The following is a 25,381-nucleotide window of genomic DNA, read 5'->3' as shown; positions in this document are numbered from 1 at the left end:
CAGATGGCGTATCCGGGCAAGTGTGCGGGTCAGCCCAACCGCGCAAGCAGGGCACCAGTGTCCAGCCCGGACACCGAACCGGGGATGCGGCCATTGTTACCTGTCAACCGAGACGCCACAAATCCATCAGCGACCGGCCCGGGCGCTTGGCGTATCAGTTGAGAGGCCGTCAGCAGCAAAGCAGTGCGCTCCGCAAACCAGCGCGCCTCGGCTTCGGGTGGGATATTGGTCCAGCGGGCGCGGTGGTCCCTCAGCGCCGCATCATAGTGGCGGTTCACTCCGGTTGCCGCCTCAAGCTCGGCCTGCAGGACCTGGGCGGCCAAGGGGTCGCGGGTCAGGGTGCGCAGGATATCCAGACAGATCACATTGCCCGAACCTTCCCAGATGCCGTTCAAAGGGGCTTCACGGTAGAGCAGGGGCAGGGGGGTGTCCTCGACATAGCCCATGCCGCCCAACACCTCCATGGCTTCGACCACGACGGCTGGACAGCGTTTGTTGTTGAGGAATTTGGCGAGTGCAACAGCGATGCGGGAAAAGGCTTTATCCTCGGGTGTATGACCGTCAAAAGCCTGCGCCACACGCATTCCCAGTGTCAGCGCCCCCTCCCAGTCCAGCACGAGATCGGCCAGAACGATGCGCATCAGGGGTTGGTCAATCAACCGGCGCTGAAAGGCGCTGCGATGGCTGACCCAGTGATGCGCTTCGCTGAGGGCCGCCCGCATCAGACCTGCCGGGGCCATCGCAGTGTCGAGCCGTGTGTGATGCACCATCTCCAGGATCGTGCGCACACCCGCGCCCTCATCGCCAAGCTGATAGGCCAGCGCATCATGGTATTCAATCTCGGCCGAAGCGTTGGACCGATTGCCCAGCTTGTTCTTCAGCCGAATCAGGTGGATTGCGTTGCGTTCGCCGCCCAGCCAGCGGGGCACAAGGAAACAGGTCAGACCGCCGGGGGTCTGGGCAAGTGTCAGGAAACCGTCGGACATCGGGGCCGAGCAGAACCATTTATGCCCACGCAACCGCCAGTGATCTCCGTCGCGTGTGGCCGTCGTTGTAGTGGCGCGAATGTCCGAGCCGCCCTGTTTCTCAGTCATCGCCATGCCCAGCGTGGCGCTTTTTTTGGAGGCGATAGGAGCGATAGAGGAATCGTGGTTCCATTCCGTCAATCGGGGAACCCAGATCGAGGCAATCTCTTCATTCGCCGCAAGTGCTGGAACGGCTGCGTAAGTCATGGTCAGCGGGCAGCAATGTCCGGGTTCGACCTGACTGGCAAGGTAGACCATGGCGGCGTGGGTGGCGTGACCATTCGGTAGGTCAGACCAGGCAACGGCTGCGTATCCGGATGATTGACTGAGTTGCATCAGGTGATGGTATGAATGAGTGAAACGCACTTCATCCAGGCGGCGTCCACCTTGGTCAAACAGAACAAGTTCTGGGGAGTGGAAATTGGCCTCGCGCGCCATGTCTCTCACTGCAGCACGCCCAAGGTCTGCACCATAGTTGGGAAGAATAGAGCTTCGCGCGCCTGCCACATTTTGCAGTACTGGGTCAGAGGCCCAAAGGTCTAAATCTCCGCGCACAGGCGGCTGGTTCAGAACGTCATGCGTGGGTAGGGAATGGCGCGCGTCAGATGTCATCTGGCCCTCGAATTGAACAGCACAACTGTTCAGCGAAGGTGCGCTCCGGTCAAGTCCGACGACGGGTCAGGAGGGATCTTCACGGTCCGGAACCGGATCATACCCGTCACCACCCAAAGGGTGGCAGCGCCCAATCCGTCGCGCGGCCAGCCATGTGCCTTTGATGGCACCGTGTTTTTCCAGCGCCTCCAACGCATAGGCCGAGCATGTAGGCTGATAGCGGCAGTTGAACCCGACCCAAGGGCTGAACAGCAACCGGTACGCCCGAATGGGTAAGGCAAGGATATGCGAGAGCAATGTCATTTCCGCGCAGCATGGACTTTACGCAGAGCATAGCGCAAATCATCCAGCAGCGCCGCATAGGGGCGTCCGGCTGTGACATCGGCGCGACCGATCAGCACGTAATCCCAGCCGTCCTGCCCCTTCTCAGGCAGTACCGCGCGCGCAGCTTCGCGCAGGCGTCGCTTGGCCCGGTTGCGAGCCACGGCATTGCCGACCTTTTTGGAACAGGTGAAACCGACGCGAATCCCGTCCGCCTCGCCCTCGGCGCGTTTGCGCGCCTGCACCATCATTGATGATGTGCCCTGCCGACGCGCACGCGCAGCGTTCAGGAATTCGGATCGTTTCCTGAGAATGGTCAAAGTTTCGGATGCGCAAACGGACGCCGCCGGGGGCGTATCCCCAGGTTGGTTCTTACCATCCTCAGGGGCCTCCGGCGGCGTCATGTTCATAACCTGATCGGTGAGCGGTTTATGCGCTCAGCGACTTGCGGCCACGTGCGCGGCGCGAGTTCAGGATCTTGCGGCCGGCCTTGGTGGCCATGCGCGCGCGGAAACCGTGGCGGCGTTTGCGAACCAGGTTCGAAGGCTGATAGGTGCGTTTCATCGCTCCGTCTCCAATCTATTCGGTCGGGTGCAGCGCGGATTCGCCTGCCCGTGGTGTTCGAAGCCCGTCCTCTACTGCCAAGCGGGGGGTAAGTCAAACCCCTTGGTGGGGGTTTTGCCGCCTTTTGCAACAATTCTGTAATCCGGCGGGGCGAAAGATTTCAAAAACGCGGATTTGCGGCACGAAACCCTCACATTCACTGTCGAGAAGATCAAGGCAACGTGAGACCCCCTGTTGCACAGAGGCGCGACGTCGCATGTTGGGGCCAGAATGAAACGTATAAAACCGGACAACCCCATGAGCGATACAACTCAGGCCCCGCGCAGCGGGCTTGCGCAACATATTCCTTTGCTGGTGATTCTTTCCGTCGCCGCTGTGGGGTTCTTTACTCTGGGTGATTACCTGACTTTTGAGACCCTGCGCGACAATCGAGAGGCCCTTTTGGGTTGGCGTGATGCCAATTACTGGGCAATGGCAGGTGCGTTCATAGCGATTTACATTGCCATCGTTGCGTTCTCGCTGCCCGGTGCTGCGGTGGCCTCGATGACCGGAGGGTTCCTGTTTGGCCTTTTCGCAGGCACGGTCTTCAACATTTTTGCAGCAACTATCGGCGCCTCGGTGATCTTTCTGGCGGCGCGCTGGGGGTTGGGGGCGTCCTTGACGGCGCGTCTTGAGGCCTCGGAAGGCACGATCAAAAAGCTGAAGGACGGCCTGCGCGAGAATGAGATCTCGGTCCTGTTCCTGCTGCGCCTTGTCCCGGTGGTTCCGTTCTTTGTGGCCAATCTGGTGCCGGCGCTGGTGGGGGTGAAGTTCCGCAACTTTCTGTTCACCACGGCGCTGGGCATCATTCCCGGCGGTATCGTCTATACTTGGATTGGCGTCGGGCTGGGCGGAGTGTTCGACCGGGGTGAGACGCCGGACGTCTCACTGCTGTGGGAGCCCTTCGTTATCGGCCCGATTGTTGGCTTGTGCGTGCTGGCGGCTCTGCCCATTCTGATCAAAACGCTGCGCGGCCAAAAGGACAGCTGATCATGCAAGAACTGAAATCCGATATCCTGGTGATCGGGGCCGGGTCAGGTGGGCTGTCGGTCGCCGCGGGGGCGAGCCAGATGGGTGCGGATGTGATCCTGCTGGAAGGTCACAAGATGGGCGGGGATTGTCTGAATTTCGGCTGCGTCCCGTCCAAGGCCCTGATTGCCAGCGGAAAGGCCGCCTATGGGCAGGCGCATGCCTCGGCGCTGGGTGTGGCGGATGTGGTGCCACAGGTGGATTACGCCGCCGCCAAGGACCACGTGCATGATGTGATTGCGCAGATCGAGCCGATGGACAGCCAAGAGCGGTTCGAAAGCTTTGGTGTCAAGGTAATCCGGGAATTTGGCAGCTTCGTCTCTCCGACACAGGTTCAGGCGGGGGATCACCTGATCACCGCGCGGCGGGTTGTGATTGCAACAGGTTCATCCCCCTTGGTCCCGCCGATACCCGGTTTGGACAAGGTGCCGTATTATACCAACGAGACCGTCTTCGACTTGCGCGACAAGCCCGATCATCTGCTGATCATCGGCGGCGGCCCCATCGGTATGGAGATGGCGCAGGCGCATATTCGGCTCGGTTGCAAGGTCACAGTCATCGAAGGGCAGAAGGCGTTGGGCAAGGATGATCCCGAGGCGGCAGAGGTCGTGCTGGACAGCCTGCGCGCTGAAGGCGTCGAGATCCATGAACGGGCGATGGCGGCACAGATTCGCAGTACAAATGGCGCGGTTGAGGTCGTGACAGAGAATGGGGAAATCTTCTCGGGCACGCACCTGCTGCTGGGTGCGGGGCGGAAAGCCAATATCGAACGTCTTGATCTTGCCGCCGCCGGAATTGAGCCAACGCGATCCGGCATCAAGGTGGATGCCTCTCTGCGTACTACAAACCGCAGGGTCTATGCGATCGGAGATGTCGCGGGTGGGCTGCAATTCACTCATGTGGCGGGCTATCACGCGGGGATTATCATTCGTTCGGCGCTGTTTGGGCTGCCCTCCAAGGCGAAAACCGCACATATCCCCTGGGCGACCTACACCGACCCCGAGCTGGCGCAGGTTGGCCTGACCGAGGTGCAGGCGCGCGCCGAGCATGGCGATAAGATGGAAATTGCTCGGTTTGACTATCACCACAACGACCGCGCCATTTCCGAGCGTAAAACGAATGGTTTCATCAAGGTCATGGTCGTCAAAGGCCGACCTGTAGGTGCCACAATTGTTGGCCATCAGGCGGGTGAGCTGATCAGCTTGTGGTCGCTGGCGCTGGCCAATAATCTGAAGATGGGGCAGGTTGCCGCCATGGTTTCGCCCTATCCGACGATTGGAGAGCTTAACAAACGGGTGGCGGGCGCTTATTTCTCACCAAGGCTGTTTGAGAATCAAACGGTTAAACGTGTGGTCAGGTTCGTCCAGCGCTGGATGCCCTGACCTGGAAGGGAGAGCAATGTGAACTCGCTGTCAGGCCGATTTCTGATCCTGACGACGGTCTTCGTGATGTTGGCCGAGGTTCTGATTTTTGTCCCTTCGATTGCGCGATTCCGCGAAGATTTCCTGCTGAACCGGCTGGAGCGCGCTCAGATCGCCTCGCTCGCTTTGTTGGCCGATGATATGCTGGCCGAGGACCTTGAGGCTGAACTGCTGGCCAATGCGGGCGTCTATAACGTGGTTCTGCGGCGAGACGAGATGCGCCAGTTGATGCTGTCCTCTCCTATTCCAGGGCAGATCAGCAAGACCTATGACCTGCGTGACGCGCGACCATGGGTTTTGATCCGGGATGCTGTCGTGCGGTTGTTCACGCCGGAAAATGAAGTCATCCGTGTTATTGGCGAGCCTGTGAAAGGCGCAGGTCTGCTGATTGAGGTGACGACTGACAGCATGCCTTTGCGTATGGCGATGACGGATTATGGGTTACGCATTCTGGGCCTTTCATTTGTGATTTCGATCATCACGGCTTTTTTCCTGTTTCTTGCGGTTCGGGTGGTTCTGGTAAAGCCCATCAAAAGCGTTGTCGGATATATGCAGCGCTATGCCAGCGCCCCCGAAGATGCCCGTGGAATCATCTCACCGGATTCCAAAGTGACCGAGCTGCGCGAGGCCGAAGAGGCGCTGAAACAGTTGCAAACCGAACTGACCCAGGCCCTGAAACAGCGCGAGCGTCTGGCGCAGCTGGGCGGGGCTGTGGCCAAGGTGAGCCACGATCTGCGCAACATCCTGACCTCGGCCCAGCTGTTTACCGACCGGATCGAATCCAGCGAAGACCCGTTGGTGCGTCGCATGGCCCCTAAGCTGGTGAACTCGATCACCCGAGCGGTAACCCTGTGCGAAAGCACATTGGCATTTGGCCGCGCTGAAGAACCTGCACCGTCGCTTACACTGGTTCCGCTCCGCACTGTGGCCGAGGATGTGGTTGCTAGCGAGAAACTTGCCGTTGCCGATGCCTGTGTCGAGATCATCAATGATGTGTCGGAAGAGTTGGTCGTACGAGCTGATCCTGAACAGATTTTCCGTGTCATGATGAACCTCGTTCGAAATGCCCGTCAGGCGCTGGTTGCATCAGGAAAGCCCGGTCGGATCACCCTGTCCGGGCAAGAGCAGGACGCCAACTGGTGTATTCAGGTCAGCGACACAGGGCCGGGCCTGCCGGCCAAAGCGCGTGAAAATCTGTTCACACCCTTTCAGGGTGGCGTCCGCAAAGGCGGGTCGGGTCTGGGCTTGGCGATCTCACAGGAACTGTTGCGGGGCCATGGGGGTGACCTTGTTCTGACCGAGACAGGGTCAACAGGTACCACCTTTGAAATTCGCCTCCCGCGGGGCGATGGGGCTTTTTGAATTATTTTTACAGAATCGACTTGCACGTCCCGAATGCCGGGTCTACATAGCGCCTCACCAACGCGGACCGATAGCTCAGCTGGATAGAGTACTTGACTACGAATCAAGGGGTCGGGGGTTCGAATCCTCCTCGGTCCGCCACTGGTTTCCTGTTGAACGTCACACGAACCTGACCCAACCGTCACAGTTGGACCAGAAAAGCAGTGAATGTTCGACATCAGAAGGCGCCCCCAAAGTTGGACATCAGTTGAATTTGATCTTTGCGTCATCAACTAACACGCCGCCTCCATCTCAGACTCCCGCAGACAGTTTGGTTTGATCTGACTTCCTTTTGGGAAAATCAGGGCTGATTTGCGGATCAGACGCCGAAGCCGCCTGTTCCTGCTGATCTGCCACGTGGCGAACGCGGATGGGGGCGAGGCAATGCTATTCGACAGGGGTGGTGCGGCCCGCAGGCGCAGCCGAGGACACGGTTTTGTCTAATAGGGTTGCCCGAGGGGGAATGCAGCGTCTTACCCCTAATGGCCAGAGGCGTTTGGCTTGCCCAAATCCCGCTGGCCCTAAAACAAGTGCGGCGGAGCTGGCTGCGCCGTTACTTTTTGCGCCGGAACGCGTTGTTACTCTAATGAATCGGGCGGATTCCGGCCGTTCGCTGTGGCGCAGCCCTCCTTGAGGCATTGGCGGGTACACAAGCTCAAGAAACAGTTACACAATAGGTTTCAGGCAACCGCAAAAATGTTCGGATAATTGTCGACCACTTGAAAAGCTCAAATAGGCTTTTGAAAGGGTCAACACTATACACCAAATAGCCCGACATAGTTCAGCGTGGAGCTGATTTCTGCGGCACCGCTCTGGGTGCCGCAGTGCTCTTTAGATCTAGAACGACCAGCGAAGTCCGGCGCGCAGGAATGGCCCCTGAGCGTCGCTGCCGATTTCCTGTTCAGCCGTCAGTTCAAGGCGCATGTCCTGAACGAGATCTTTCTCATAGCCGACCACGACGCTGGCGCCGGTAAAGTCGGTGGACGCAAAGGCCAGAGACTCAGTCTGAGAGAAGACGGTTACGTCGCCCTCGGAACTGCCTAGGTCGCGCCGCAACACGCCGCCAAGCTGACCGCTGAGAACACCGCCGTTTTCAAGGTCCTTTGATGCCTCAACCCCCAAACGGGCCTCGACAACTTCGGTGGTGATATCGCCGACGGTGGCATTCGCAGATGACCCCGTCTCGGTATAGCCGTCATCCTTTTGGTTGGTGTAACGGGCGCTGGCAAAACCAAGCAAACCGAAATCGTCACTGACGTCGAATGCACGCTCGACCCCGATGTTCGCGGTCAACAGCCTGCTGTTATAGTCGGCCTTGGCGTCAGAGCTGCCCGAGATCGACCGGCTACGATCAGTCGTGAGCCAACCAATGCCGAATCCGGCATCCAGCGTGTAGGCACCAAACTGACGGCCTACTGCGGCATCAAGATAGAAGCCATTCGTGTCAAAATCAGTGGTGCTGTTGTCACCATCCGAAGTGAACACGCCCATGGCAACAGCCAGAGACACTCCGTTGTCCATCTGCCCCGTATACCCGGCGCTTCCGCTGAACATCGTCACGTCCGTGTCATCGTTCGAGCCGCTCTCGAACTCTCGATACTGGGCGTCGACCATTGCGAAGGGCCGGAAACCAGCGAAAGTTGCGCCCTGCGCGACCTGCGGCCCCTGACCATAGCTGAGCGCATTGCCACTGCCGCCGACAATGCTGCCGTAGAAGGCCGCGACATCGCCCGATGGTGCAATGTCATTGCCGTCGACCACAGAATAGATCGGGGCCGCGCCGCCCTTGTCCTGCACGAACCAAGCGGATTGCCCGTCAGACACGGTGGTCTTGAAGGTACCCGTACCCGGCGCGGCATCTTCGAACGCAAACACGCCACTGCCGCCTTTGGCTTCTAGGTTCACGTCATGGTCCTGAACGCGGATCAGACCCTCAACGTCGTCCATTGTATCGACATTCAGCGTCCCCGTGCCGGTTCCAAGGTAGACGGCGTAGACCTCATCATTCCCCGAAACCCTGATGGTCCCCAGATCATGAATCGTTCCGTCGAAATTGTCGAACTGAATACCGGCTGCACGGGTGCCGGAACTGCCGGTGGCGTGCACGGTAATCGGGCCCGTGTTCGAGAACGTTCCCTGCATGTCGCCGGCGTACACGCCGAATGCCTCGGATGCGTTTGGCGGTGGCCCACCATTCTGTTGCGCACCATTGGCGGTGACGGTGATGCTTCCGGTGTTCTTGATGTCACCGGTTACGATTTCATCAACATAAATCCCATAGGCCTCGGCAGAGGTGTCATGCGAAATCGCAGTCGCTGTAATCTCACCCGAGTTTGCCAGAGAGCCGCTTAGGTTATCGGTCAGGTAAATCCCCGAGGCTTCTGCAGAATCTTCGGCAGCTTCTGCGAAAAGCGTCATAGTGCCCGAGTTACGAATTGCACCGGAAACGTCATCCCCGGCATAAATGCCCGTCGCGGTCGCCTCGTCCGCGGTGTTGAGAGACAAAGCAGTGGCCGTAATCGTGCCCGAGTTTACCACGATCCCGTCAACAAGGTCCTCAAGGTAAAGCCCGCCCGCATATGCTACGTCATCGGTATCCGCGCTGGCAAAGGCCTCGATTGTACCGCTGTTATGTACGGACGCGCCAGACAATACGTCATCATCGACGTAAATGCCGAAAGCAGAAGCGTCGGATTCAACACCGATTGCGGTTACCTCGATGGTACCGCTGTTATCGATCTGACCGGACAGGTCACGATCGACCAAAATTCCATAGGCAATCGCCTCATAGGTCGACGGGGCAGAGGCCAGAACCTCCAATGTGCCGGTATTGCGGATCACACCGTCCGCATTGCCATTGACTTCGATCCCAAAGGCAGACGCGGTACTGTCACTGGTCGATATGGCAACCGATTTGATTGTTCCCGAGTTCACGATCTGACCGGTTTCTTCCAGGTCACTTTGCACGTAAATGCCCCAGGCATAGGCATAATCATCGGCGAATGATCTGGCGCGGACATCAATCGTGCCGCTGTTTCTGATCACACCCGCGACGTCGCGGTCGACCGCAATACCGTAGATTGATGCGGTGCTTCCGTCGGTGATCAGCCCATCAACCTTGATCGTCCCGGTGTTGACGATCTTACCTGTTTCAGAAACGTCACCGTCAACGTAGATACCCCAGGCCTCGATATCGCCATCCGTGGACAACACGTCGACATCAATCGTTCCGGTGTTTTGGATTACCCCGTCGGCGTCACCGTTCACCAGCAAGCCATAGATATCCTGAGGATCAGACCCGGTGACATCTACAGAAATGGTGCCATTGTTCACCAAAGCACCGGATTGTTGCAAATTTCCGTCCAGCAAAAGTGCCGTCGCAGTATCGGTATCCGTTGCCGTGACCGAGATTGTCCCGTTATTCGTGAACGTGCTTGAGTAATCGGTCGTGATCGTCAAAGCTGCAGCGGTGGAAGAAGTTATCTCGATCGCGCCGCTTGCCGTTACTTTGTGATCCGCATCGGTCGAGAAAATCTGAGGTGTCGTCACCACATTCGAGATCGTATCCGCATGTACGTCCCCGGCCATCAGGGCAACCATTGATACTTGTGCCAGCAACGCAGCTGGAGCCGCGCTGACAATTTGGCCTTTCCACTTGAAAATACGCCCCCCACGGAGCTTGGGGGCGTTCGCCCTCGACCCATTATTAGACATTTACTATCCCGTTAGATTATCTTGTTTTTTTCTCGGAACTCGTCGCGTTTTTGCAATCGGCTCCGCTTACGAACCGTTAATAAATCGTTAACATGTATGCAATCTACCAATTTTCCATTGCATAGGATGACCTATTGCTGTTGGAAATCCGTAGGAAAACTGCAACACAATGTGGCGACTTGACGGCGCTTGAGATCAGGCTGTCGTCATGCGCCAGCCCGGAGCTACTTGAATGCCTAAAAACCAGACATTATCCATCGGTGAGGCCTACAACCAAGGAGTTCAGGCCTACGATACAGGGCATTTGAATAAAGCTGTCAATGTTCTGAACCAAGTGCTCAAGGCTGCGCCCGAATACGCGCCAGCGCATCAATTGCTTGGCGTAATTGCGTTTCAAACCGGTCAGAGTGGGCCAGCTGAAAATGCTATGCGCGAAGCGATCCGATTACAGCCGGACAATGCTGGGTTCCTGTCGAATTTCACCGAGGTGTTACGCACGAACGGAAAACCTGAAGAAGCGATCAGGGTTGGCAAACGTGCAGTCCAGCTTGCCCCGGGGGTTGCAAATGCGCATTCAAACCTTGGGCTTGCCTATTACGATATAGGTGATTTATCCGAAGCCGAGGCATCTCAGAAGAGAGCGCTGGCCCTTAATCCAGATCTGATTGCTGCGCTGAATAATCTGGGATCAATCGCGCGCGACAACGAGGACAGTGAAGGGGCAATCTCGTTCTATCGTAGGGTGCTAGATTTGCGCCCGGACTATCTCGAGAGTGTCAACAATCTCATTTCTGTAATGATAGAAGCTGAGGAGCTAGAAGAAGCTAGAGATTTTGCAGATGACTGTCTTGGCAAGGGGTATATTTCCGCAGAGTTGCACCGCAATCGGGGACGGTTACACGTTTTGCAGAGCGAATGGGACGAAGCCGAACGCTGTTTTCGGAATGCGATTTCGCTAGATGAAAAAAAGCCCGAAGCTTATGTCGGGCTTGCGCAGGTCCTGATCGAGAAAAACCTGCATGAACTTGCCCTTGTCGAGGCAGAAAAAGCGCAGCACTTAGACCCCGGCCACGCGCCTGCATATCACTATATCGCCGTTTGCAAATCGCACCTTGGCGACCTCGAGGCCGGTTTTGCCAACTACGAGAAGACCCTTGAGCTAAAGCCGGATTTCTCGGCCACAATGATCGCATTGGGCCATCTGGAGATGGAGCAGGGCAATTTTGACGCTGCCCGCGGCTGGTTCAACAAGGCCGCAGAAAGGGACAAGGCGCGTTTGAATGCGCAGATCGCGTTGGTTAAGTTGGATAAAGTTACCGAAGACAACCTTGATTTTCAGGGTCTTGTGGCTGCTTTGCCTGAAGCCGACAAGATGCTTCCTGAACAATCGGTATCGTATCACTACGCATTGGGAAAATGTTATGAGGACCTCAAGCGCTACGACAGCGCTTTTGAGCATTTTGCAAAAGGGGCTGCAATAAAGCGCAGCATTATCGATTTTGATGCCGACCAAATCGAGGAAACGGCAGACGACCTGATCACGGCCTTTACACCAGAACTGCTCGAAAAACTTCACCAGAGCTCGGTGGACAGCAGCCAGCCAATTTTTGTTGTTGGCATGCCGCGGTCTGGAACGACGCTGACGGAGTCGATCCTCGCCAGCCATTCAGACGTATTCGGAGCCGGAGAGCTTAACTATTTGCACAAACTTTTCACCGATCAACTGCGCGGTGGAAACAAGAAAACTGGAAGTCTGATTGCGGCTCTCTCGGATCAGGAGCTTTCAAAACGCGCCCAACGATATGTCCAGCGGCTCGATGCGCACGCTCCTGGTAAACCTTATATCGTTGATAAGATGCCTGCGAACTTTCTGATGGTTGGCCTGATTCATGCGATCATGCCCAATGCGCGGATCGTGCATGTCGCGCGCAATCCGCTAGATACGTGTCTGTCCTGCTTCACCCGAGTGTTTCAGCGCAGTCAGCTCCACAGCTACGACCAGATCGAATTGGGTCGATACTTCAATGCCTATGTGCGCGTTATGCAGCATTGGAAGGAAGTTCTCCCCGCCGGCAGCTTTCACACCATTCACTATGAGAGCCTTATCGATGATATCGAGTTCGAAGCGCGACGCTTGATAGCATATTGTGGCCTCGAGTGGGATAATCGTTGTCTCGAGTTTTACAAAGGGGCACGACGTGTCCGCACTGCAAGTGTTCAGCAAGTGCGCCAGCCATTATACAGCTCGTCAAAGGAGAAATGGCGAAACTACGAATCTCACTTAGCACCGCTTATCGAGACAATCGGAGAAGCAAGGATTCCGTTTCGATGATCTTTGGATGGATATTGGTTCTAAAAGGTGTCGGATCTACTAAGGCGTGCTGTTATTGAGGCAAATTCCTCTGAGCCGCACATGAAATTGAGTGCAAGCAATCGTACTTTGTTCATCCAGCCACAAGCGACGGAGAGTCAGCAAACCTAGCTGCCAGGGCGGGAAACAGACGTTCGCCGCGTATTCGAATTTCAAAACCCACAACAGTCAAAGTGGCCACTCGCTTGTATCGCTTCTTTGGCAGCTGGGCATGTTCGAGAGACGACTGCTGCCAGGATCAGGTGCTTAGGATGTAGCAGTATTTGCGATAACGAAGCGTTTTGCGTGTGGGCTTCGTTTTTTTCGGTCTGGCGAAGGGTGTGTAAGGGAAACCAAGCCCTTCTGATCAGGGGCGGCATACCATTTGGGATAGAGGGTGCTGCGGGAAAACTAGAAACTGAAAATGTCTTCAAGTTGTTTCCATATTTGCTCTGCATGATCTGGCTGAGATTCTGCCAAGCGGACTACCCTGATTGCCAGAAGCTGTGTGGGCAGCACATCGTCAATGCACACAAGCGCGCCCTCAGAAAGGTGGGTCGCCACTAGAGAGCGGGGCAACCACGCGATGCCGATTTCATTCAAGGCGTATTGTAGTATGGCCAACGTAAGTGCGGTTTCAGCCCTGGGTACTGCGGTTTTACCTTCAGGTAATCGCGGCGCAATCATCCTGGAATAGACCTGCCCGAGAAAGACTTCGGGCGGGTAGCTGATTGTAGGAATTACGTCTTCCGTCACTTGCGTGCGCACAGTGGGCGCACAGACCGGAATCAAAGTATCCATCCCGAGCGTTTTGGTTTCAAACGCGTTAGCGGGTTCTTGAATACTGTCATCGGGCACCGCATACATGATGGAAAAATCAACTTCTTTTGAAATCAGATGCATCAGGCACTCGTCTTGATTTCCTGAACGCACGCGAACCGAGATTTCGCCACCTTCAGTTAAAACACGAACAATTTCGGGCGAAATTGTCGTGGTGAGCGCGTGTTGGCAAACAAAAGACAGCGATTTGCCTGTCTGATCACTCGCTGTCTTTAAGGTGTGTCGAAGCCTATGCAGCCGGGTGCTGAGCTCACGTAATTCAAATTCCAGATCCCGCACACCAGGCATCAAAGAGACTGGCTTGCGGCGGCGATCAAACAGGGTTGTGCCGATGTTGTCTTCGATAAGCCGCACCCGCCGAGTAAAGGCGGATTGCGTCAGCAATCGCTTTTCAGCGGCGCGGGCGAGAGAGCCGCTATCAAGCACGGCCAATATATCATCGATCCACTCAAGACGCATGGCGGATCGATAGTGCAGTTCGTGACAACATGCAATTCCTGCAATTTATGTACCGAAGTTCGAATTAGGAATGTGCTTCAGCGCGCAGTAAGTTGACAAAAGCAAATATTAGGAACCACGACATGCACCTTGCCCGTTTTCCCCGCCTGCATCTTGCCCATCTTCCAACACCGCTTGAACCCATGACTCGATTGTCAAAGGAGCTGGGGGTCGAAATATGGATCAAACGCGATGATTGCACCGGTATGTCGACCGGTGGCAACAAGACCCGCAAGCTTGAATTTCTAATGGCTGAGGCCGAGGCGCAGGGTGCCGACATGGTGATGACCCAAGGGGCCACGCAAACCAACCACGGTCGGCAGACGGCTGCATTTGCCGCCAAGCTGGGGCTTGCCTGTCACATCCTTTTGGAGGATCGCACCGGTTACCAAAATGGAAACTACAATACGAACGGTAACGTCCTGCTAGACCATTTGCATGGCGCAACCACCGAGAAGTTTCCCGGCGGCCATGACATGCCGGGTGAGATGGAAAAAGCAGCCGAAAAGAAGCGCGCGGAAGGGCACAATGTCTATGTCATCCCTGGCGGCGGATCGAACCCGACCGGCGCACTTGGCTATGTTAACGCGGCCTTTGAACTGTTGGCACAAGCAAATAACAGTGGTTTGCAAATTGACAGATTGGTGCATGCAACCGGTTCTTCAGGAACGCAGGCCGGGTTGGTGACTGGCATGTGTGCCATGAATGCGCAGGTGCCCGTGCTGGGCATCGGCACAAGGGCGCCTCAGCCCAAGCAAGAACAGATGGTTTTTGACCTCGCCTGCAAAACCGCTGAAAAACTGGGCTGCGCAGGCGTGGTCAAGCGCGAAGACGTGAAGGCCAATACTGACTATGTCGGCGAGGGCTATGGCCTGCCAACGAAAAGCGGCATAGAGGCGATCCAGATGTTTGCAGAGCTCGAAGGCATCCTTCTCGATCCGTGCTATTCCGCCAAGGGCGCGGCCGGTCTGATTGATCTTGCCCGCAAGGGTGAGTTCAACGGCGAACGGATTGTGTTCCTGCACACCGGGGGTGCCGCAGCCCTTGGGGGGTATGATTTTGCCTTTGATCATCAAAACCGCTGGGTGACTGTCTGAACCATGACATTGCGCCCGGTTGGAATTCTTGGCGGTATGGGCCCCGAAGCGACGATCCTCCTCCAGCGCAAGCTGGTGGCGGCCGTACCCGCAACTGATGACCAAGACCACATACCTTTGTTGATCGACATGAACCCGCAGGTGCCGTCGCGGGTTCGTCATCTGCTCGAGGGCGTCGGCGAGGATCCGGGGCCGACGCTTGCCGCTATGGCGCGTCGGCTAGAAGATGCTGGAGCCTTAGCGCTGGCGATGCCGTGCAACACCGCCCATCACTATGCCAAGGCGATTACGGACTCCGTGGAAATACCCTTGCTGAACGTGGTCGAACTGACGGCTGATCATGCGGCTGGGACGCTCGGATCAGGGGGATGTGTCGGGATGCTTGCCTCGCCCGCCGTACGACATACGCAGCTATTCGAGACAGCGTTGCACAGGCGCGGGCTGTCGGTGGTTTGGTCCGCAGGTGATGAAAAGATGCTTGCAGCGATCCGGAAAATTAAGACGGACGGTCTGTGCGAAGAGGCGCGCGAAACACTAAGAGTTGCCTCGAAAGAACTTGTTGCCGCAGGGGCCGACCTGCAGCTTGTGGCTTGCTCAGAATTCTCGCTCATCGCTGATAGTGTTGCGGCCGAGGTCAATGCCATTGATACGATTGACCTGCTTGTCCAGACGATTGTCGAATTTTCCCACGCAGGGCAAGTTTAGGCGATTGAATAAGTGCGCCACAGCGTTCGGAGGCAATCTGCAAGTCAACAGATACCTTTGTTCATAATTGGTCCCAAAGCTGTTGCGCTGTCTGATCAAAGGTCGCCGGATTGGCAAATGCGGAAATCGTCAAGGTGGCACACCACGCGTCATCGCCGATTGGCACCAGCAATCCTGCGTCCAGCTCTGGCGAAATCGCGGTTTCGGGCATCCAGGCAAAGCCGCTTCCGGTAATCAGGCGTCTCTTGATTGTCTCAACCAGACTATCAACATAAATCGTCTCGGCGTTCAGGGGTTTGCGGTCTATGGTATTTTCTACAACCATGCCTAAAAACGAAGAACGATCATATGCCAGATAGGGGATGGGTGGGCCATCCTGCTCTGCGAGACTCCAACCCATGGCACGCGCTGAATTAGCTGTAGCCACTGGCACCAGACGATCCTTTAACAGGTCTTTTCGCTCAAATGCGGTTTCATCAATCATCGGTGAAACCGAGTGGTGATTGTAACACAAGAGAATGTCCACTGCGCCCTCGACCAACAGGTCACAGCAGGTGCTTAGGGAATCGGACAATACTCGAGTGCGCAGATCGGGAATTTGCATCTGCAACTCTTCGATGCGACTTGCCAAAAAATTAACCGCGATCGTGTGGAGGACCGAAAACCGGATGAAACGGCTATCCCCACGATCGGCATCCCGCAGCGATTGACGGGATTCTGACAGTTGTGAGATCGCCGCTAAAGCGACCGGCAAGAATTGTTGACCTGCTTCTGTCAATTGAACAGGATAGGTGGCGCGATTGACCAGAGGCAGCCCGACCCAGCTCTCCAACGCTTTGATTCTACGACTGAATGCGGATTGTGTGATGTTGCGTTCATCGGAGGCTCGGGTGAAGTTCAGTGTCCGGGCGAGGCATTCAAAGTCGCGCAGCCAGTTCAAATCCAATGTGTGTACCTGCATTTCCAAGGAAGCATTGGTCGAGCATACTCAAAACTATGCATTGCGGGAATAGTTTGATGAAATGTTCGAATTGGCCCTCAGAAAACCTCATGCTCTAGATTTTAAGCTAGGGCCTGGCGGTTTGTCCCCCTTTTCCCCTTCTGTCCGAAGTCGCAGCCCGAGACGACTTTGTACGACACCCCCGAGCGATGGGAATGAGATTGACTAAAAAAACGACGCCAAAATACGGCGCAATTCAACAGAGGAGACTATCATGAGAAACAAGCTAAAGGCATTTGGTATGGCAGCGGCGGTAGGTATCTATGCGATGCCCGCATTCGCGGCGGAAGAGGTTAAAATCGGTGTGCCGTCTTGGACCGGGGCGCAGGCAATCGCTCATCTTCTGGGTGCCGTTGTTGAAACGCGCATCGGCGGGACGGTTGAATATGTGCCCGGTAACAATGCAACCATCTTTCAAGCCATGGATCAGGGCAAAGGTGACATCGACGTGCATCCAGATGTGTGGCTGCCCAATCAGGAGAGCTTTACCAAGAAATATGTCGACGAGGCCGGTACGGTAACTTTGTCCTCGAACCCCTACGAAGGCAATCAGGGTTTTTGCGTCAGCAAGGACTTTGGTGAGGCTAACAATATCACCGACATAGCTGATCTGGGCCGCCCTGATGTCGCCGCCCTGATGGACAGCGATGGCAACGGCAAGGGTGAGATGTGGATTGGCGCCCCCGGCTGGGCTTCGGCCAATGTGAACGAGGTGAAAACGCGCGACTACGGTCTGCTTGATTTCATCGAGCCCGTGCGTGCAGAAGAAAGCGTGAAGACCGCGCGTATCAAAGACAGCATCGCCAAAGGCGAGGGCTATGCCTTCTATTGCTACAAGCCACACGCGGTCTGGTACATGTTCGACGTTCAAATGCTGAGCGAGCCGACGTTCGACCCGGCAAAATACGTGATGGTGCAGCCATCGGACGATCCGGATTGGTATAGCAAATCCAGTGTTGCCACCAAAGACGCCCTGAAGAACGTCCAGATCGCATGGTCCAATACGTTGCCAGACCGCTCACCTGCGATTGCTGATTTCTTCGCGAATTTCGCATTGACTGCAGATGATGTCAGCGGTTTCGCCTATGAGATCAGCGGCAAAGGTCGCGATCCGGCAGAGGTTGCCCGCGAATGGGTCGAAGCGAACCCGGATCGCGTCGACGCTTGGCTGGGTCTCTGATCCCACTTCCAGAAACAGGGTGGCGGCATCTGCTGGCGCCACCCAAAAGCAGATCTCTGGAGGACCTATGAGCGACGACACCGTTATCGAAATTTCGAATGTCTGGAAAATTTTCGGAGGCAGGCCCGAAGTGGCGCTGCGGGCGATCCGCGACCGTGGGTTGGACAAGTCCCAAGTGCTGGCCGAATACAACTGTGTTGTCGGCGTCGCTGATGTCAGCCTGTCGGTAAACCGGGGTGAGATTTTTTGCATCATGGGTCTGTCAGGCAGCGGTAAATCCACCCTGGTTCGCCATTTCAACCGATTGCTGGAGCCGACAGCTGGTAAGATCGAAATCGAAGGCACTGATGTCATGGCCTTGGGGCCAAAAGAGCTTCAGCAGTTTCGCAACAACAAAATCGGTATGGTGTTTCAGAACTTTGCGCTGATGCCGCATCGGTCGGTGTTGGATAACGTGGCAATGCCACTGGAAATCCGACAGGTCAGCAAGAATGAACGCATGCGTCAGGCTGCTGCTATTCTCGATATTGTCGAACTGGGCGCCTGGGGGTCAAAGTTCGCACACGAGCTGTCCGGTGGCATGCAACAACGTGTGGGTCTGGCCCGCGCCTTGGCCGCCAACCCCGACGTGCTTTTGATGGATGAACCGTTTTCGGCCCTTGATCCGCTGATCCGGCGACAATTGCAGGATGAATTCATCCGGCTGAGCAAGATTCTCAAGAAGACTACGATCTTCATTACCCATGACCTTGATGAAGCCGTCCGCATCGGCAATCGGATCGCCATCATGCGGGACGGCAAGGTGGTGCAGATCGGGACAGCCGAAGACATCGTGATGAACCCCGCTGATGACTATGTGGCTGATTTCGTTGCGGGTATTTCACGCCTCAAAGTTGTGCGCGCCCATGCGGTCATGCGGCCAATTCCAGAACATATTGCGGCCCATGGGCCGCTATCGGCGGATGCCCCGCGCGTGAATGAAGACGAAAATCTGAGCACGCTGATCAATCTGGCGATCGACAACAGTAGCGCAATCCTTGTGGAGGACGGCGGCGTGGATGTTGGCGTCATAACCCGTGCCGATCTGTTGCGCACCGTGATCGAAGGGACCGAAGTGTCATGAGCATTTCTGATGTGAACCCGCTGGAAGATACCGAAAGCGAAGCGGCCCTTGCCTATGCCGAAGAGCGGCGTGAAAGCATTCGCACATTTGTGCGCACCAGCCCTGACTACTACATCCGTAATTTCGACAAGATTGGTGCATCGTCCCGCTTTACACCAACTTTCAATCTGATGGCCGGATTGTTTGGTCCGGTCTGGTTCGGTGCGCGAGGTCTGTGGTCATGGGCGTTACCATTTCTGATCCTGGAAACAATAGCCTTTGTGCAGATTGCGCGAGGGTTGTTCGGCGATCTGGCAGCCGAGGCAATGGAGCGTATTGCATCGATTGAAGGGACGCTTGAACTGCGCCGTCAGCAATTGGCGGCGGCTATCGAAAACAATTCGGACAAGATCGATGTCTATCAGCGAACGGTGGACTCGCTTGAAGAAAACATAGGGGGTATCCGTGCCGAGGCCGAGGCGATGGCAGCTGAAGGTCCTTACATCATTCTAACCGGCCTGATCATACTGATCATCATCAAATTCATACAGTCACAGGTGGCGAACTGGGCGCTTGAGGCGCGTTTCTCGGAGTGGCTATCGGATCGTTCGATCCGTTCGGCCATGCCGGTGTCGCAGATCGTGTTCAGCGCAATCTTCATGGCGTTGATCGTCGCCGCGGCAATGTTGCATTACAGCTTCCCAGGGCGCTTTTCACTGCTTAGCCATTTTCCGACAGACCCAAACATCCGCCTGACCAGTATCACTTGGGTAGAAGATTTCATCGCCTGGTGCGTACGCAACAGCGAGACCTTCTTTGATGGGCTGACATTCGGCATCCGCACTCTGTTGGATGCGCTAGAGGTCATACTGGTTCAGACGCCATGGATCGTGATTGCGAGCTTGATTATTTTGCTGACCTGGCTGACAGCGGGCATCAGCACGGCGATCTATTCGGGCGCATTTCTGGCCTATATGGGCCTGCTGGGTTTCTGGGAAGGTGCCATGACGACGCTGGCCTTGTTGGGGACAGCGGCGTGCCTGTCGATTGTTATCGGAATTCCGCTCGGCATGTTTGCTGCCCGTCGCCCACGGTTCTATGCGTTTATCCAGCCGATCATGGATTTCATGCAAACCATGCCAGCCTTCGTGTTCATGGTGCCTGTGATTGCGTTCTTCGGCGTTGGAAAGCCAGCGGCGGTTGTGGTCACGATGATTTTTGGCGGCACACCGGTGGTACGATTGACCGTTCTTGGTCTGCGTGGTGTGCCAGAAAGCGTGCGCGAAGCAGCTATTAGTTTCGGTGCCAATAAGTGGTACTTGCTCACTAAAGTAGATCTTCCATTAGCAAGCCCATCGATCCGCGCGGGGATCAACCAGACGATTATGTTGTCGCTGGCGATGGTCGTCGTGGCCTCGCTGATTGGCGCCAAAGGGCTGGGTGAGGACGTGCTGGAAGCGTTGCAATATGCCAATGTGGGCCAAGGCATCCTCGCCGGGTTTGCGATCCTTTTCTGCGCCATGATCCTTGATCGCATTGTACAGGGTGGGCGCAAATGACACCTGTCGTATTCGTCCATGGATTTTTGGGCGGCAGTCGACAATGGTTAGGGCAAGTCGAAGCCCTGGCCGGTTTCAACGTCGTAGCCCTGGACTTACCGGGATTTGGTGAGAATGCGCATCTCGAGGCCCCCACCAGTATTGCTGGCTTTGCCGAGTGGGCGCTGTGCGAATTAACCGGGCGGGGAATTGAGCGATTTATCCTGATCGGCCATTCAATGGGTGGGATGATCGTTCAGGAAATGGTTACCCGTGCACCCGAACGTATCGACCGGTTGGTGCTTTACGGCACCGGAACGATTGGCATTTTACCCGGCCGGTTTGAGACGATCGACACTTCAAAGCGCCGGGCCAATACAGAAGGACCAAGAGCCACGGCCAGACGTATTGCGGCAACCTGGTTTCTTGATCGGGGAAAAGCTGTGGCCTATGAGGACTGTGCTATGATTGCAGAACAATGCAGCCTGCAAACCATGCTAATTGGGCTCGACGCAATGGAAAGTTGGAGCGGCGCCAAACATTTGGCGGATATCATGACCCGTACGTTGGTGATTTGGGGTGACCGGGATCGGACCTATCCATGGAGCCAAACCGAACAATTGTGGCAATCAATTCCCGACGCCAACCTCGCCGTGATACCTGGATGTGCTCACGCGACGCATTTAGAGAAGCCGGGGCTCTTTAATTCGATACTGCGAGATTTTTGTACCGCCTGACAGCTTGTCTGCAGCCAAAATGTTAGAACGACCGCTGTCGTGACCAATACCGGTCTTTCCCGGATAGTCTAGATTTTTCTGAGAGTGAGTATGCACGGGCAAAAAAGGCCCGTTTGCAACGCTGTATTCCAGTAATCCGCTCGGGTGTAGAATGTCTCTTATGGGCCGTTCTGCCACGAGGCTAGTTCTGCGAAACTGGCAGATGCCGCTCCGCATCTGAGGTCGGCTCTGAGCCCAAAGTCACGAATGCTGAGCTTTGCGCATACGTCTACGACGCCGGAACTCACCGCCTATCTCGCAGCAGGCGGGCAGTTGAGCGGCATTTGCGGAAATATAGATGGCGATAGCGCACCAGTGACCGTTGATTGCGAAGCTTGCCGCATCAGCAACACGTCCGTTCTGCTTCAAGACAGTTGTCCACGCTTCGTGCAGACCACAGCAACGCGAACTTTCGAATTTATCGCCAAACGCGTTGCCGAGCGCAATGATCTCGATCCCGCGCGTTTGACCCGCGCCCTGCCTCACGCTTGATTTCATTACCTTTTATTGAAATCAAAGATGCCCGTATCCCGCTGGATGCGGCGCGATTGTGCTTGGAGGCCACTAAATGACTATTACCGATACACCTGCGCTGTCCGAGGGCGGCGCAAACAAACTCCACTTCGCGGCATGGCGCTGGCATTTTTACGCTGGTCTTTATGTCATTCCAATCTGAGCAAATTGATTGTGACACATCCTACTGCTTGAGAATCAGGGCCTGACGGTTCCTGACCAACCCGCAGCCTTCATTGCACTGATCAGCTCTTGAACTGGCTGTGGGTCTACAAACACTCGAGCCTTCAGTGCTTCGAGAGGGAAGCTTGGCCAAGTGTCCGAAAATACTTTTGCAAGCCGCTGTGCCTCTGCTTGTTCTCCGTTCCTCCAGTGGGCTGCCATAAGGTAAGCTGCGGAAATTGGTCCGAACGGCCCACCACGCGATATTGTTTCATCAAACGTCCTGATTGCGGCAGCATAGTCTCCCGTATGGAACTGAGCCGCACCCAATGCATTGTCAAATACAAGTCCCCCTCCTTGTGGGGCCAGGACTCTATATCGCGCTGATTGAGACAAAACTCGTTCAAAATCAGATGTATAAAGGGAAATCAAGGCGTCGAATTCAGCAACATGTGAATCATCGGGTGCCAAACCTACGGCCCGTTGGGATAATCGAACTGCGCTATCGTAATTGCCCACCCCAAATTCAAACCAGGCTCGCGCTGAAAGCGGCCATGCTGCATCCGGAGCCAATTCCAAAGCATAAGCACTATTCTTGTCGGCCGCGTGCAAAAACTCATCAGAACCGGGATCGCCAGATTTCATGATGGCGAACATGGTTTCGACCTGAGATGCGCCAGCATACCCCCCGTAATAAAACGGATCTCGTTCAATTGCTGTTTGGAATATCAACAACGCAGGTTGAAGGCGTGCCAAATCTGTAACCGGAAAAATCAGATCCCGGCCAGCGTTGCTTAGGTTCATTGCTTCGACGCGGGCTGGCGACACGTCGTAGATCGCAGTTTTGCCAGTTATTGGAGCAACAGATTTCGAACCGCGGCCGATCAGAACACCGACTAGAATACCGGCTACTAGAAGTGAAAGCGAGATAACGACTGCGTAAGCCTGTCGCCTTCCGCGTAATGGTTGTCTGCTTCGATTGGAGCCCGGCAAAAACTCGGGTGCGTAACTTCCGACAGGCAATGAGATTACCAATTCGTCAGCGATCCCATTACTTTCATAATAAGCTTGGAGTTTTCGCCGAACACGTCCCGCATCCACGCGTACGACGCCTTCGCGTTTCAATAGCTCATCCGCGTCGTATCCATAAACATCCATCGCAATGGTTTTGGCGCGTATCTCGTTGGAACGACCCTCGAGCGATTCCATCACAACATAAGACAGAAAAGACCGCATGCGGGCGGACCCTTTGAATTCATCTGACTTCTGAACCCTATCCAACGCATCGCGCACCTGCTCGGCCGAGAACTGTTGAGTGTCATTCTGTTCCTGATCGTCCATGCTGACGGTCAAAGAACTATCCTTTCGCAATAAGGGTTTGTCGCCATGGTGCTACGGTAGCATGCGGCTTTATACGTTCAATACATATTCTGTTGGATGCATGCTTGGCAAACGAATGCCTGAAGGGCGCTGCCAATGACGGAAGATGAGTTCTTTGAATCCCAATTTCCCGAAGCGGGTCGCCTGCTGCAGGACCTGCGGGCAAAAGACCAAGAGTTTGATCGAATTTGCCGCGACTACAAAGAGGTCTTCGCCGAACTGGCGGTGCCGCCAAGGTCGCAGTCTGTTCTTCAGATGCGCTATCTCGCCGATCTGGCAGAAAGCCTTTCGGACCTGCGCAGCAGTATTGACGGACGGCTGCAGGCGCATGGCCTTGATTCGGAATCGGTACGGAACAAAGATTTGGAGGTTTGACATGAGACTTAGATACATTTTGCCTGCGTTGTTGATTGGTGCCGGCTCCGCGCTTGCTCAGGAAACTCCGATTGTTCATGACGGCGAGTTCGAATTCCTTCGCGCGCAGTTTGGTGAGGCATGGGATGCGCAAGACGTTGAAGTCGACGCCAAGCTGACCGAAATTCGTGCGGCCAATGGCGGCAAGCCTCCTAATTTCCTCTACATCTTGATCGATGATGTAAGCTTTGGTCAGATGGGTGACCGCAAGATGAATTACGTCATGGGGATCGAGACACCCAGCATCAATCAGTTGGCTACCGAAGGCATGTCGCTGATGCGCATGTATACCGAACCCTCTTGTACTCCCACACGTACCGCCATGCTGACAGGGCGCCACCCAATACGCGCCGGTGTCGAAGAGGTCAAAGTGGCTTTGGTCGGAGAAGGTCTTCCGACCAGCGAAGTGACATTGCCGGAGATACTGAAACAAGTCGGCTACAATACGGCGCATATCGGCAAATGGCACCAAGGTGACATTGAGCAATCGTACCCACACAATCAGGGATTCGACTGGGCCGCATTTCCACTACACCAGCAAGTGCAGCTGAGCCTCATGATCCCCGAGGCAATGAGGTCCAACGCCATGCTCGGCTACGTGCCCGAGGGGCAGAACAATCAGTTCCTGCTGGATGAGCGCTTCAAGCCATATGGTCTTGTCACCGGTGTCGAGGCCGAAGCCGGTGGGCCCGCCCTGGAAGTAGACATGTCAGCCGGTGAGGTTTGGACGCAGGCCAAATATGAAGAGATGAACGAACGATATCAACGGCAGGCGCTGGAGCAACTCGAACGTGTAGCCTCCGAGGATGCGCCGTTCTTCTTGCAATACTGGCCGCTGTACCCGTTGAACTTCGTCTATCCGGATCAGGCAATTTCACGAAATGGCGGGTTTCATGCGGACAAGCTGCAACTGCTTGATGGATGGATCGGAGATCTCTTGGCCAAGCTTGAAGAAACCGGCACGGCGGACAACACAATTGTTGTTCTGATGGCAGATAATGGTCTGATGTATCACTATGAAGGCTCATCCGGCCTGAACCAACTAATCTATCGCGGAGGCAAAACTCAGCATCTTGAAGGCGGAGTAAGAACCGATGCGTTCATTCGCTGGCCCGGTGTGATCGAACCCAACACTGCAGCTGGCGACATCGTTCATGTTTCAGATATCTTCACCACAATGGCGCGAATTGCCGGAGCCACCGCCTTTATCCCAAGGGACCGTGTGATAGACGGCATTGACCAGACGGCGTTACTGTTGAACGGCGAGGGGAACGGTCGGCGCGACTATGTCTATGTCTACGAAGGTCCTGTCTTGCGCTCGGTCGTTAAACAAGAATTCAAGATGCACCTTCCTGCCCCTGGTCAACCCGGCGCGGCTGCTCCAACCTATAACATCTATCGGGACCCTCGTGAGGAACACCCGTTGGTTGGCTACTCGCTTTGGGCCGGTGCATCTTTTCAGGATATGATAAAGCGCCACCAGAAAATGATCGCCAAATATCCACATTCAGAGATCGGCAAAGGTACCCCTTATGAGGGCATCGAAAACCTGCGTCCGGAAACTGAACTGACCCGTGATGTATTCATGAGCTGGCAGTGACGTCGCAAATTTAAGTAAATATTTGAATATAACGATGTTACAAATGGTTAACGCATCTAAGATCAAACACCGAAGCTCGGCTTCAAACCTGGGGGAGACG

At 55.4% G+C, this 25,381-nt stretch carries 21 protein-coding genes and 1 tRNA gene; 13 read left to right on the top strand and 9 right to left on the bottom strand.

The window, feature by feature from the left end; genetic code table 11:
• Positions 1-29: 29 nt before the first annotated feature.
• From AC2FH9_RS05345 to rpmH, 4 genes are all read right to left on the bottom strand, one after another.
• Positions 30-1,637 carry an acyl-CoA dehydrogenase family protein gene (locus tag AC2FH9_RS05345; protein WP_496749411.1) on the bottom strand — a complete coding sequence of 536 codons (1,608 nt, stop codon included), beginning with the start codon at positions 1,635-1,637 and terminating at the stop codon, positions 30-32.
• 66 nt (positions 1,638-1,703) lie between these two features.
• Positions 1,704-1,940, bottom strand: a complete 237-nt coding sequence (yidD, locus tag AC2FH9_RS05340; RefSeq protein WP_281973741.1) for a membrane protein insertion efficiency factor YidD — start codon at positions 1,938-1,940, stop codon at positions 1,704-1,706.
• Positions 1,937-2,362 carry a ribonuclease P protein component gene (rnpA, locus tag AC2FH9_RS05335; RefSeq protein WP_142639721.1) on the bottom strand — a complete coding sequence of 142 codons (426 nt, stop codon included), beginning with the start codon at positions 2,360-2,362 and terminating at the stop codon, positions 1,937-1,939. The genes yidD and rnpA overlap by 4 nt, the downstream gene beginning before the upstream one ends.
• 25 nt (positions 2,363-2,387) lie before the next feature.
• Positions 2,388-2,522, bottom strand: coding sequence for a 50S ribosomal protein L34 (gene rpmH, locus AC2FH9_RS05330; protein WP_005632162.1), 135 nt, complete (start codon positions 2,520-2,522; stop codon positions 2,388-2,390).
• 297 nt (positions 2,523-2,819) lie between these two features.
• Here rpmH and AC2FH9_RS05325 point away from each other — a divergent pair, with 297 nt between their 5' ends.
• From AC2FH9_RS05325 to AC2FH9_RS05310, 4 genes are all read left to right on the top strand, one after another.
• The gene (locus tag AC2FH9_RS05325; protein WP_496749425.1) at positions 2,820-3,551 is read left to right on the top strand and encodes a TVP38/TMEM64 family protein; all 732 of its coding nucleotides are present in this window, start codon (positions 2,820-2,822) and stop codon (positions 3,549-3,551) included.
• Positions 3,552-3,553: 2 nt separating this feature from the next.
• Complete coding sequence (locus tag AC2FH9_RS05320; RefSeq protein WP_496699225.1) at positions 3,554-4,972, top strand: dihydrolipoyl dehydrogenase family protein; 1,419 nt, start codon at positions 3,554-3,556, stop codon at positions 4,970-4,972.
• Positions 4,973-4,990: 18 nt separating this feature from the next.
• Entirely contained in the window at positions 4,991-6,373 is a 1,383-nt protein-coding gene (locus AC2FH9_RS05315; protein ID WP_496749410.1) for an ATP-binding protein, read from the top strand.
• A 64-nt stretch (positions 6,374-6,437) separates the two neighbouring features.
• Positions 6,438-6,514, top strand: a tRNA-Arg gene (locus AC2FH9_RS05310).
• A gap of 735 nt (positions 6,515-7,249) precedes the next feature.
• Here AC2FH9_RS05310 and AC2FH9_RS05305 read toward each other — a convergent pair.
• A complete protein-coding gene (locus AC2FH9_RS05305; protein ID WP_496871025.1) occupies positions 7,250-10,012 on the bottom strand; it encodes an autotransporter family protein in 2,763 nt (920 codons plus the stop codon).
• Positions 10,013-10,358: 346 nt separating this feature from the next.
• Here AC2FH9_RS05305 and AC2FH9_RS05300 point away from each other — a divergent pair, with 346 nt between their 5' ends.
• On the top strand, positions 10,359-12,458 hold the full coding sequence (locus AC2FH9_RS05300) for a tetratricopeptide repeat-containing sulfotransferase family protein (protein WP_496871024.1): 2,100 nt from the start codon (positions 10,359-10,361) through the stop codon (positions 12,456-12,458).
• Between the two features lie 429 nt (positions 12,459-12,887).
• On the opposite strand, the gene AC2FH9_RS05295 is transcribed toward AC2FH9_RS05300, so the two are convergent.
• The gene (locus AC2FH9_RS05295) at positions 12,888-13,775 is read right to left on the bottom strand and encodes a LysR family transcriptional regulator (protein WP_496749407.1); all 888 of its coding nucleotides are present in this window, start codon (positions 13,773-13,775) and stop codon (positions 12,888-12,890) included.
• 122 nt (positions 13,776-13,897) lie between these two features.
• Between AC2FH9_RS05295 and cuyA the strand changes: the two genes are divergently transcribed.
• Together cuyA and cuyB are read left to right on the top strand one after the other, a co-directional pair.
• On the top strand, positions 13,898-14,911 hold the full coding sequence (gene cuyA, locus AC2FH9_RS05290; RefSeq protein WP_496749406.1) for a D-cysteate sulfo-lyase: 1,014 nt from the start codon (positions 13,898-13,900) through the stop codon (positions 14,909-14,911).
• A gap of 3 nt (positions 14,912-14,914) precedes the next feature.
• The gene (cuyB, locus tag AC2FH9_RS05285) at positions 14,915-15,616 is read left to right on the top strand and encodes a cysteate racemase (RefSeq protein WP_496871023.1); all 702 of its coding nucleotides are present in this window, start codon (positions 14,915-14,917) and stop codon (positions 15,614-15,616) included.
• Positions 15,617-15,677: 61 nt separating this feature from the next.
• Here cuyB and AC2FH9_RS05280 read toward each other — a convergent pair whose 3' ends face one another.
• Positions 15,678-16,556 (bottom strand): LysR family transcriptional regulator, encoded by an 879-nt coding sequence (locus tag AC2FH9_RS05280; protein WP_496871022.1) that lies wholly within the window; start codon positions 16,554-16,556, stop codon positions 15,678-15,680.
• Between the two features lie 274 nt (positions 16,557-16,830).
• On the opposite strand from AC2FH9_RS05280, the gene AC2FH9_RS05275 reads away from it, so the two are divergent.
• The 4 genes from AC2FH9_RS05275 (at position 16,831) to AC2FH9_RS05260 (ending at position 21,173) form a co-directional block, all read left to right on the top strand.
• On the top strand, positions 16,831-17,796 hold the full coding sequence (locus tag AC2FH9_RS05275) for an ABC transporter substrate-binding protein (RefSeq protein ID WP_142639707.1): 966 nt from the start codon (positions 16,831-16,833) through the stop codon (positions 17,794-17,796).
• Between the two features lie 67 nt (positions 17,797-17,863).
• Positions 17,864-18,919, top strand: coding sequence for a quaternary amine ABC transporter ATP-binding protein (locus AC2FH9_RS05270; protein WP_496871021.1), 1,056 nt, complete (start codon positions 17,864-17,866; stop codon positions 18,917-18,919).
• On the top strand, positions 18,916-20,457 hold the full coding sequence (locus AC2FH9_RS05265; protein ID WP_271952028.1) for an ABC transporter permease: 1,542 nt from the start codon (positions 18,916-18,918) through the stop codon (positions 20,455-20,457). Before AC2FH9_RS05270 ends, AC2FH9_RS05265 begins: the two co-directional genes overlap by 4 nt.
• Positions 20,454-21,173 carry an alpha/beta fold hydrolase gene (locus tag AC2FH9_RS05260; RefSeq protein ID WP_496749401.1) on the top strand — a complete coding sequence of 240 codons (720 nt, stop codon included), beginning with the start codon at positions 20,454-20,456 and terminating at the stop codon, positions 21,171-21,173. The genes AC2FH9_RS05265 and AC2FH9_RS05260 overlap by 4 nt, the downstream gene beginning before the upstream one ends.
• 240 nt (positions 21,174-21,413) lie before the next feature.
• Here AC2FH9_RS05260 and AC2FH9_RS05255 read toward each other — a convergent pair whose 3' ends face one another.
• Positions 21,414-21,710, bottom strand: a complete 297-nt coding sequence (locus tag AC2FH9_RS05255; RefSeq protein WP_496749400.1) for a hypothetical protein — start codon at positions 21,708-21,710, stop codon at positions 21,414-21,416.
• A 213-nt stretch (positions 21,711-21,923) separates the two neighbouring features.
• Complete coding sequence (locus AC2FH9_RS05250) at positions 21,924-23,228, bottom strand: tetratricopeptide repeat protein (protein WP_496708315.1); 1,305 nt, start codon at positions 23,226-23,228, stop codon at positions 21,924-21,926.
• Positions 23,229-23,363: 135 nt separating this feature from the next.
• Between AC2FH9_RS05250 and AC2FH9_RS05245 the strand changes: the two genes are divergently transcribed.
• Positions 23,364-23,642 carry a hypothetical protein gene (locus AC2FH9_RS05245; protein ID WP_496749399.1) on the top strand — a complete coding sequence of 93 codons (279 nt, stop codon included), beginning with the start codon at positions 23,364-23,366 and terminating at the stop codon, positions 23,640-23,642.
• Position 23,643: 1 nt separating this feature from the next.
• Entirely contained in the window at positions 23,644-25,281 is a 1,638-nt protein-coding gene (locus AC2FH9_RS05240) for a sulfatase-like hydrolase/transferase (protein WP_142639693.1), read from the top strand.
• Positions 25,282-25,381: the final 100 nt, after the last annotated feature.

This window comes from Ruegeria sp. CDSC081 (assembly GCF_059610485.1).
Note: the sequence above shows the minus strand (reverse complement) of the source record. Positions and strands in the feature narration are given on the sequence as shown.

Coding starts and splice junctions, on each gene's coding strand:
- AC2FH9_RS05345 (WP_496749411.1), bottom strand. CDS start 1,637: ATGACATCTGACGCGCGCCATTCCCTACCCACGCATGACGTTCTGAAC.
- yidD (WP_281973741.1), bottom strand. CDS start 1,940: ATGACATTGCTCTCGCATATCCTTGCCTTACCCATTCGGGCGTACCGG.
- rnpA (WP_142639721.1), bottom strand. CDS start 2,362: ATGACGCCGCCGGAGGCCCCTGAGGATGGTAAGAACCAACCTGGGGAT.
- rpmH (WP_005632162.1), bottom strand. CDS start 2,522: ATGAAACGCACCTATCAGCCTTCGAACCTGGTTCGCAAACGCCGCCAC.
- AC2FH9_RS05325 (WP_496749425.1), top strand. CDS start 2,820: ATGAGCGATACAACTCAGGCCCCGCGCAGCGGGCTTGCGCAACATATT.
- AC2FH9_RS05320 (WP_496699225.1), top strand. CDS start 3,554: ATGCAAGAACTGAAATCCGATATCCTGGTGATCGGGGCCGGGTCAGGT.
- AC2FH9_RS05305 (WP_496871025.1), bottom strand. CDS start 10,012: ATGGTTGCCCTGATGGCCGGGGACGTACATGCGGATACGATCTCGAAT.
- AC2FH9_RS05300 (WP_496871024.1), top strand. CDS start 10,359: ATGCCTAAAAACCAGACATTATCCATCGGTGAGGCCTACAACCAAGGA.
- AC2FH9_RS05295 (WP_496749407.1), bottom strand. CDS start 13,775: ATGCGTCTTGAGTGGATCGATGATATATTGGCCGTGCTTGATAGCGGC.
- cuyA (WP_496749406.1), top strand. CDS start 13,898: ATGCACCTTGCCCGTTTTCCCCGCCTGCATCTTGCCCATCTTCCAACA.
- cuyB (WP_496871023.1), top strand. CDS start 14,915: ATGACATTGCGCCCGGTTGGAATTCTTGGCGGTATGGGCCCCGAAGCG.
- AC2FH9_RS05275 (WP_142639707.1), top strand. CDS start 16,831: ATGAGAAACAAGCTAAAGGCATTTGGTATGGCAGCGGCGGTAGGTATC.
- AC2FH9_RS05270 (WP_496871021.1), top strand. CDS start 17,864: ATGAGCGACGACACCGTTATCGAAATTTCGAATGTCTGGAAAATTTTC.
- AC2FH9_RS05265 (WP_271952028.1), top strand. CDS start 18,916: ATGAGCATTTCTGATGTGAACCCGCTGGAAGATACCGAAAGCGAAGCG.
- AC2FH9_RS05260 (WP_496749401.1), top strand. CDS start 20,454: ATGACACCTGTCGTATTCGTCCATGGATTTTTGGGCGGCAGTCGACAA.
- AC2FH9_RS05255 (WP_496749400.1), bottom strand. CDS start 21,710: ATGAAATCAAGCGTGAGGCAGGGCGCGGGTCAAACGCGCGGGATCGAG.
- AC2FH9_RS05250 (WP_496708315.1), bottom strand. CDS start 23,228: ATGGACGATCAGGAACAGAATGACACTCAACAGTTCTCGGCCGAGCAG.
- AC2FH9_RS05245 (WP_496749399.1), top strand. CDS start 23,364: ATGACGGAAGATGAGTTCTTTGAATCCCAATTTCCCGAAGCGGGTCGC.
- AC2FH9_RS05240 (WP_142639693.1), top strand. CDS start 23,644: ATGAGACTTAGATACATTTTGCCTGCGTTGTTGATTGGTGCCGGCTCC.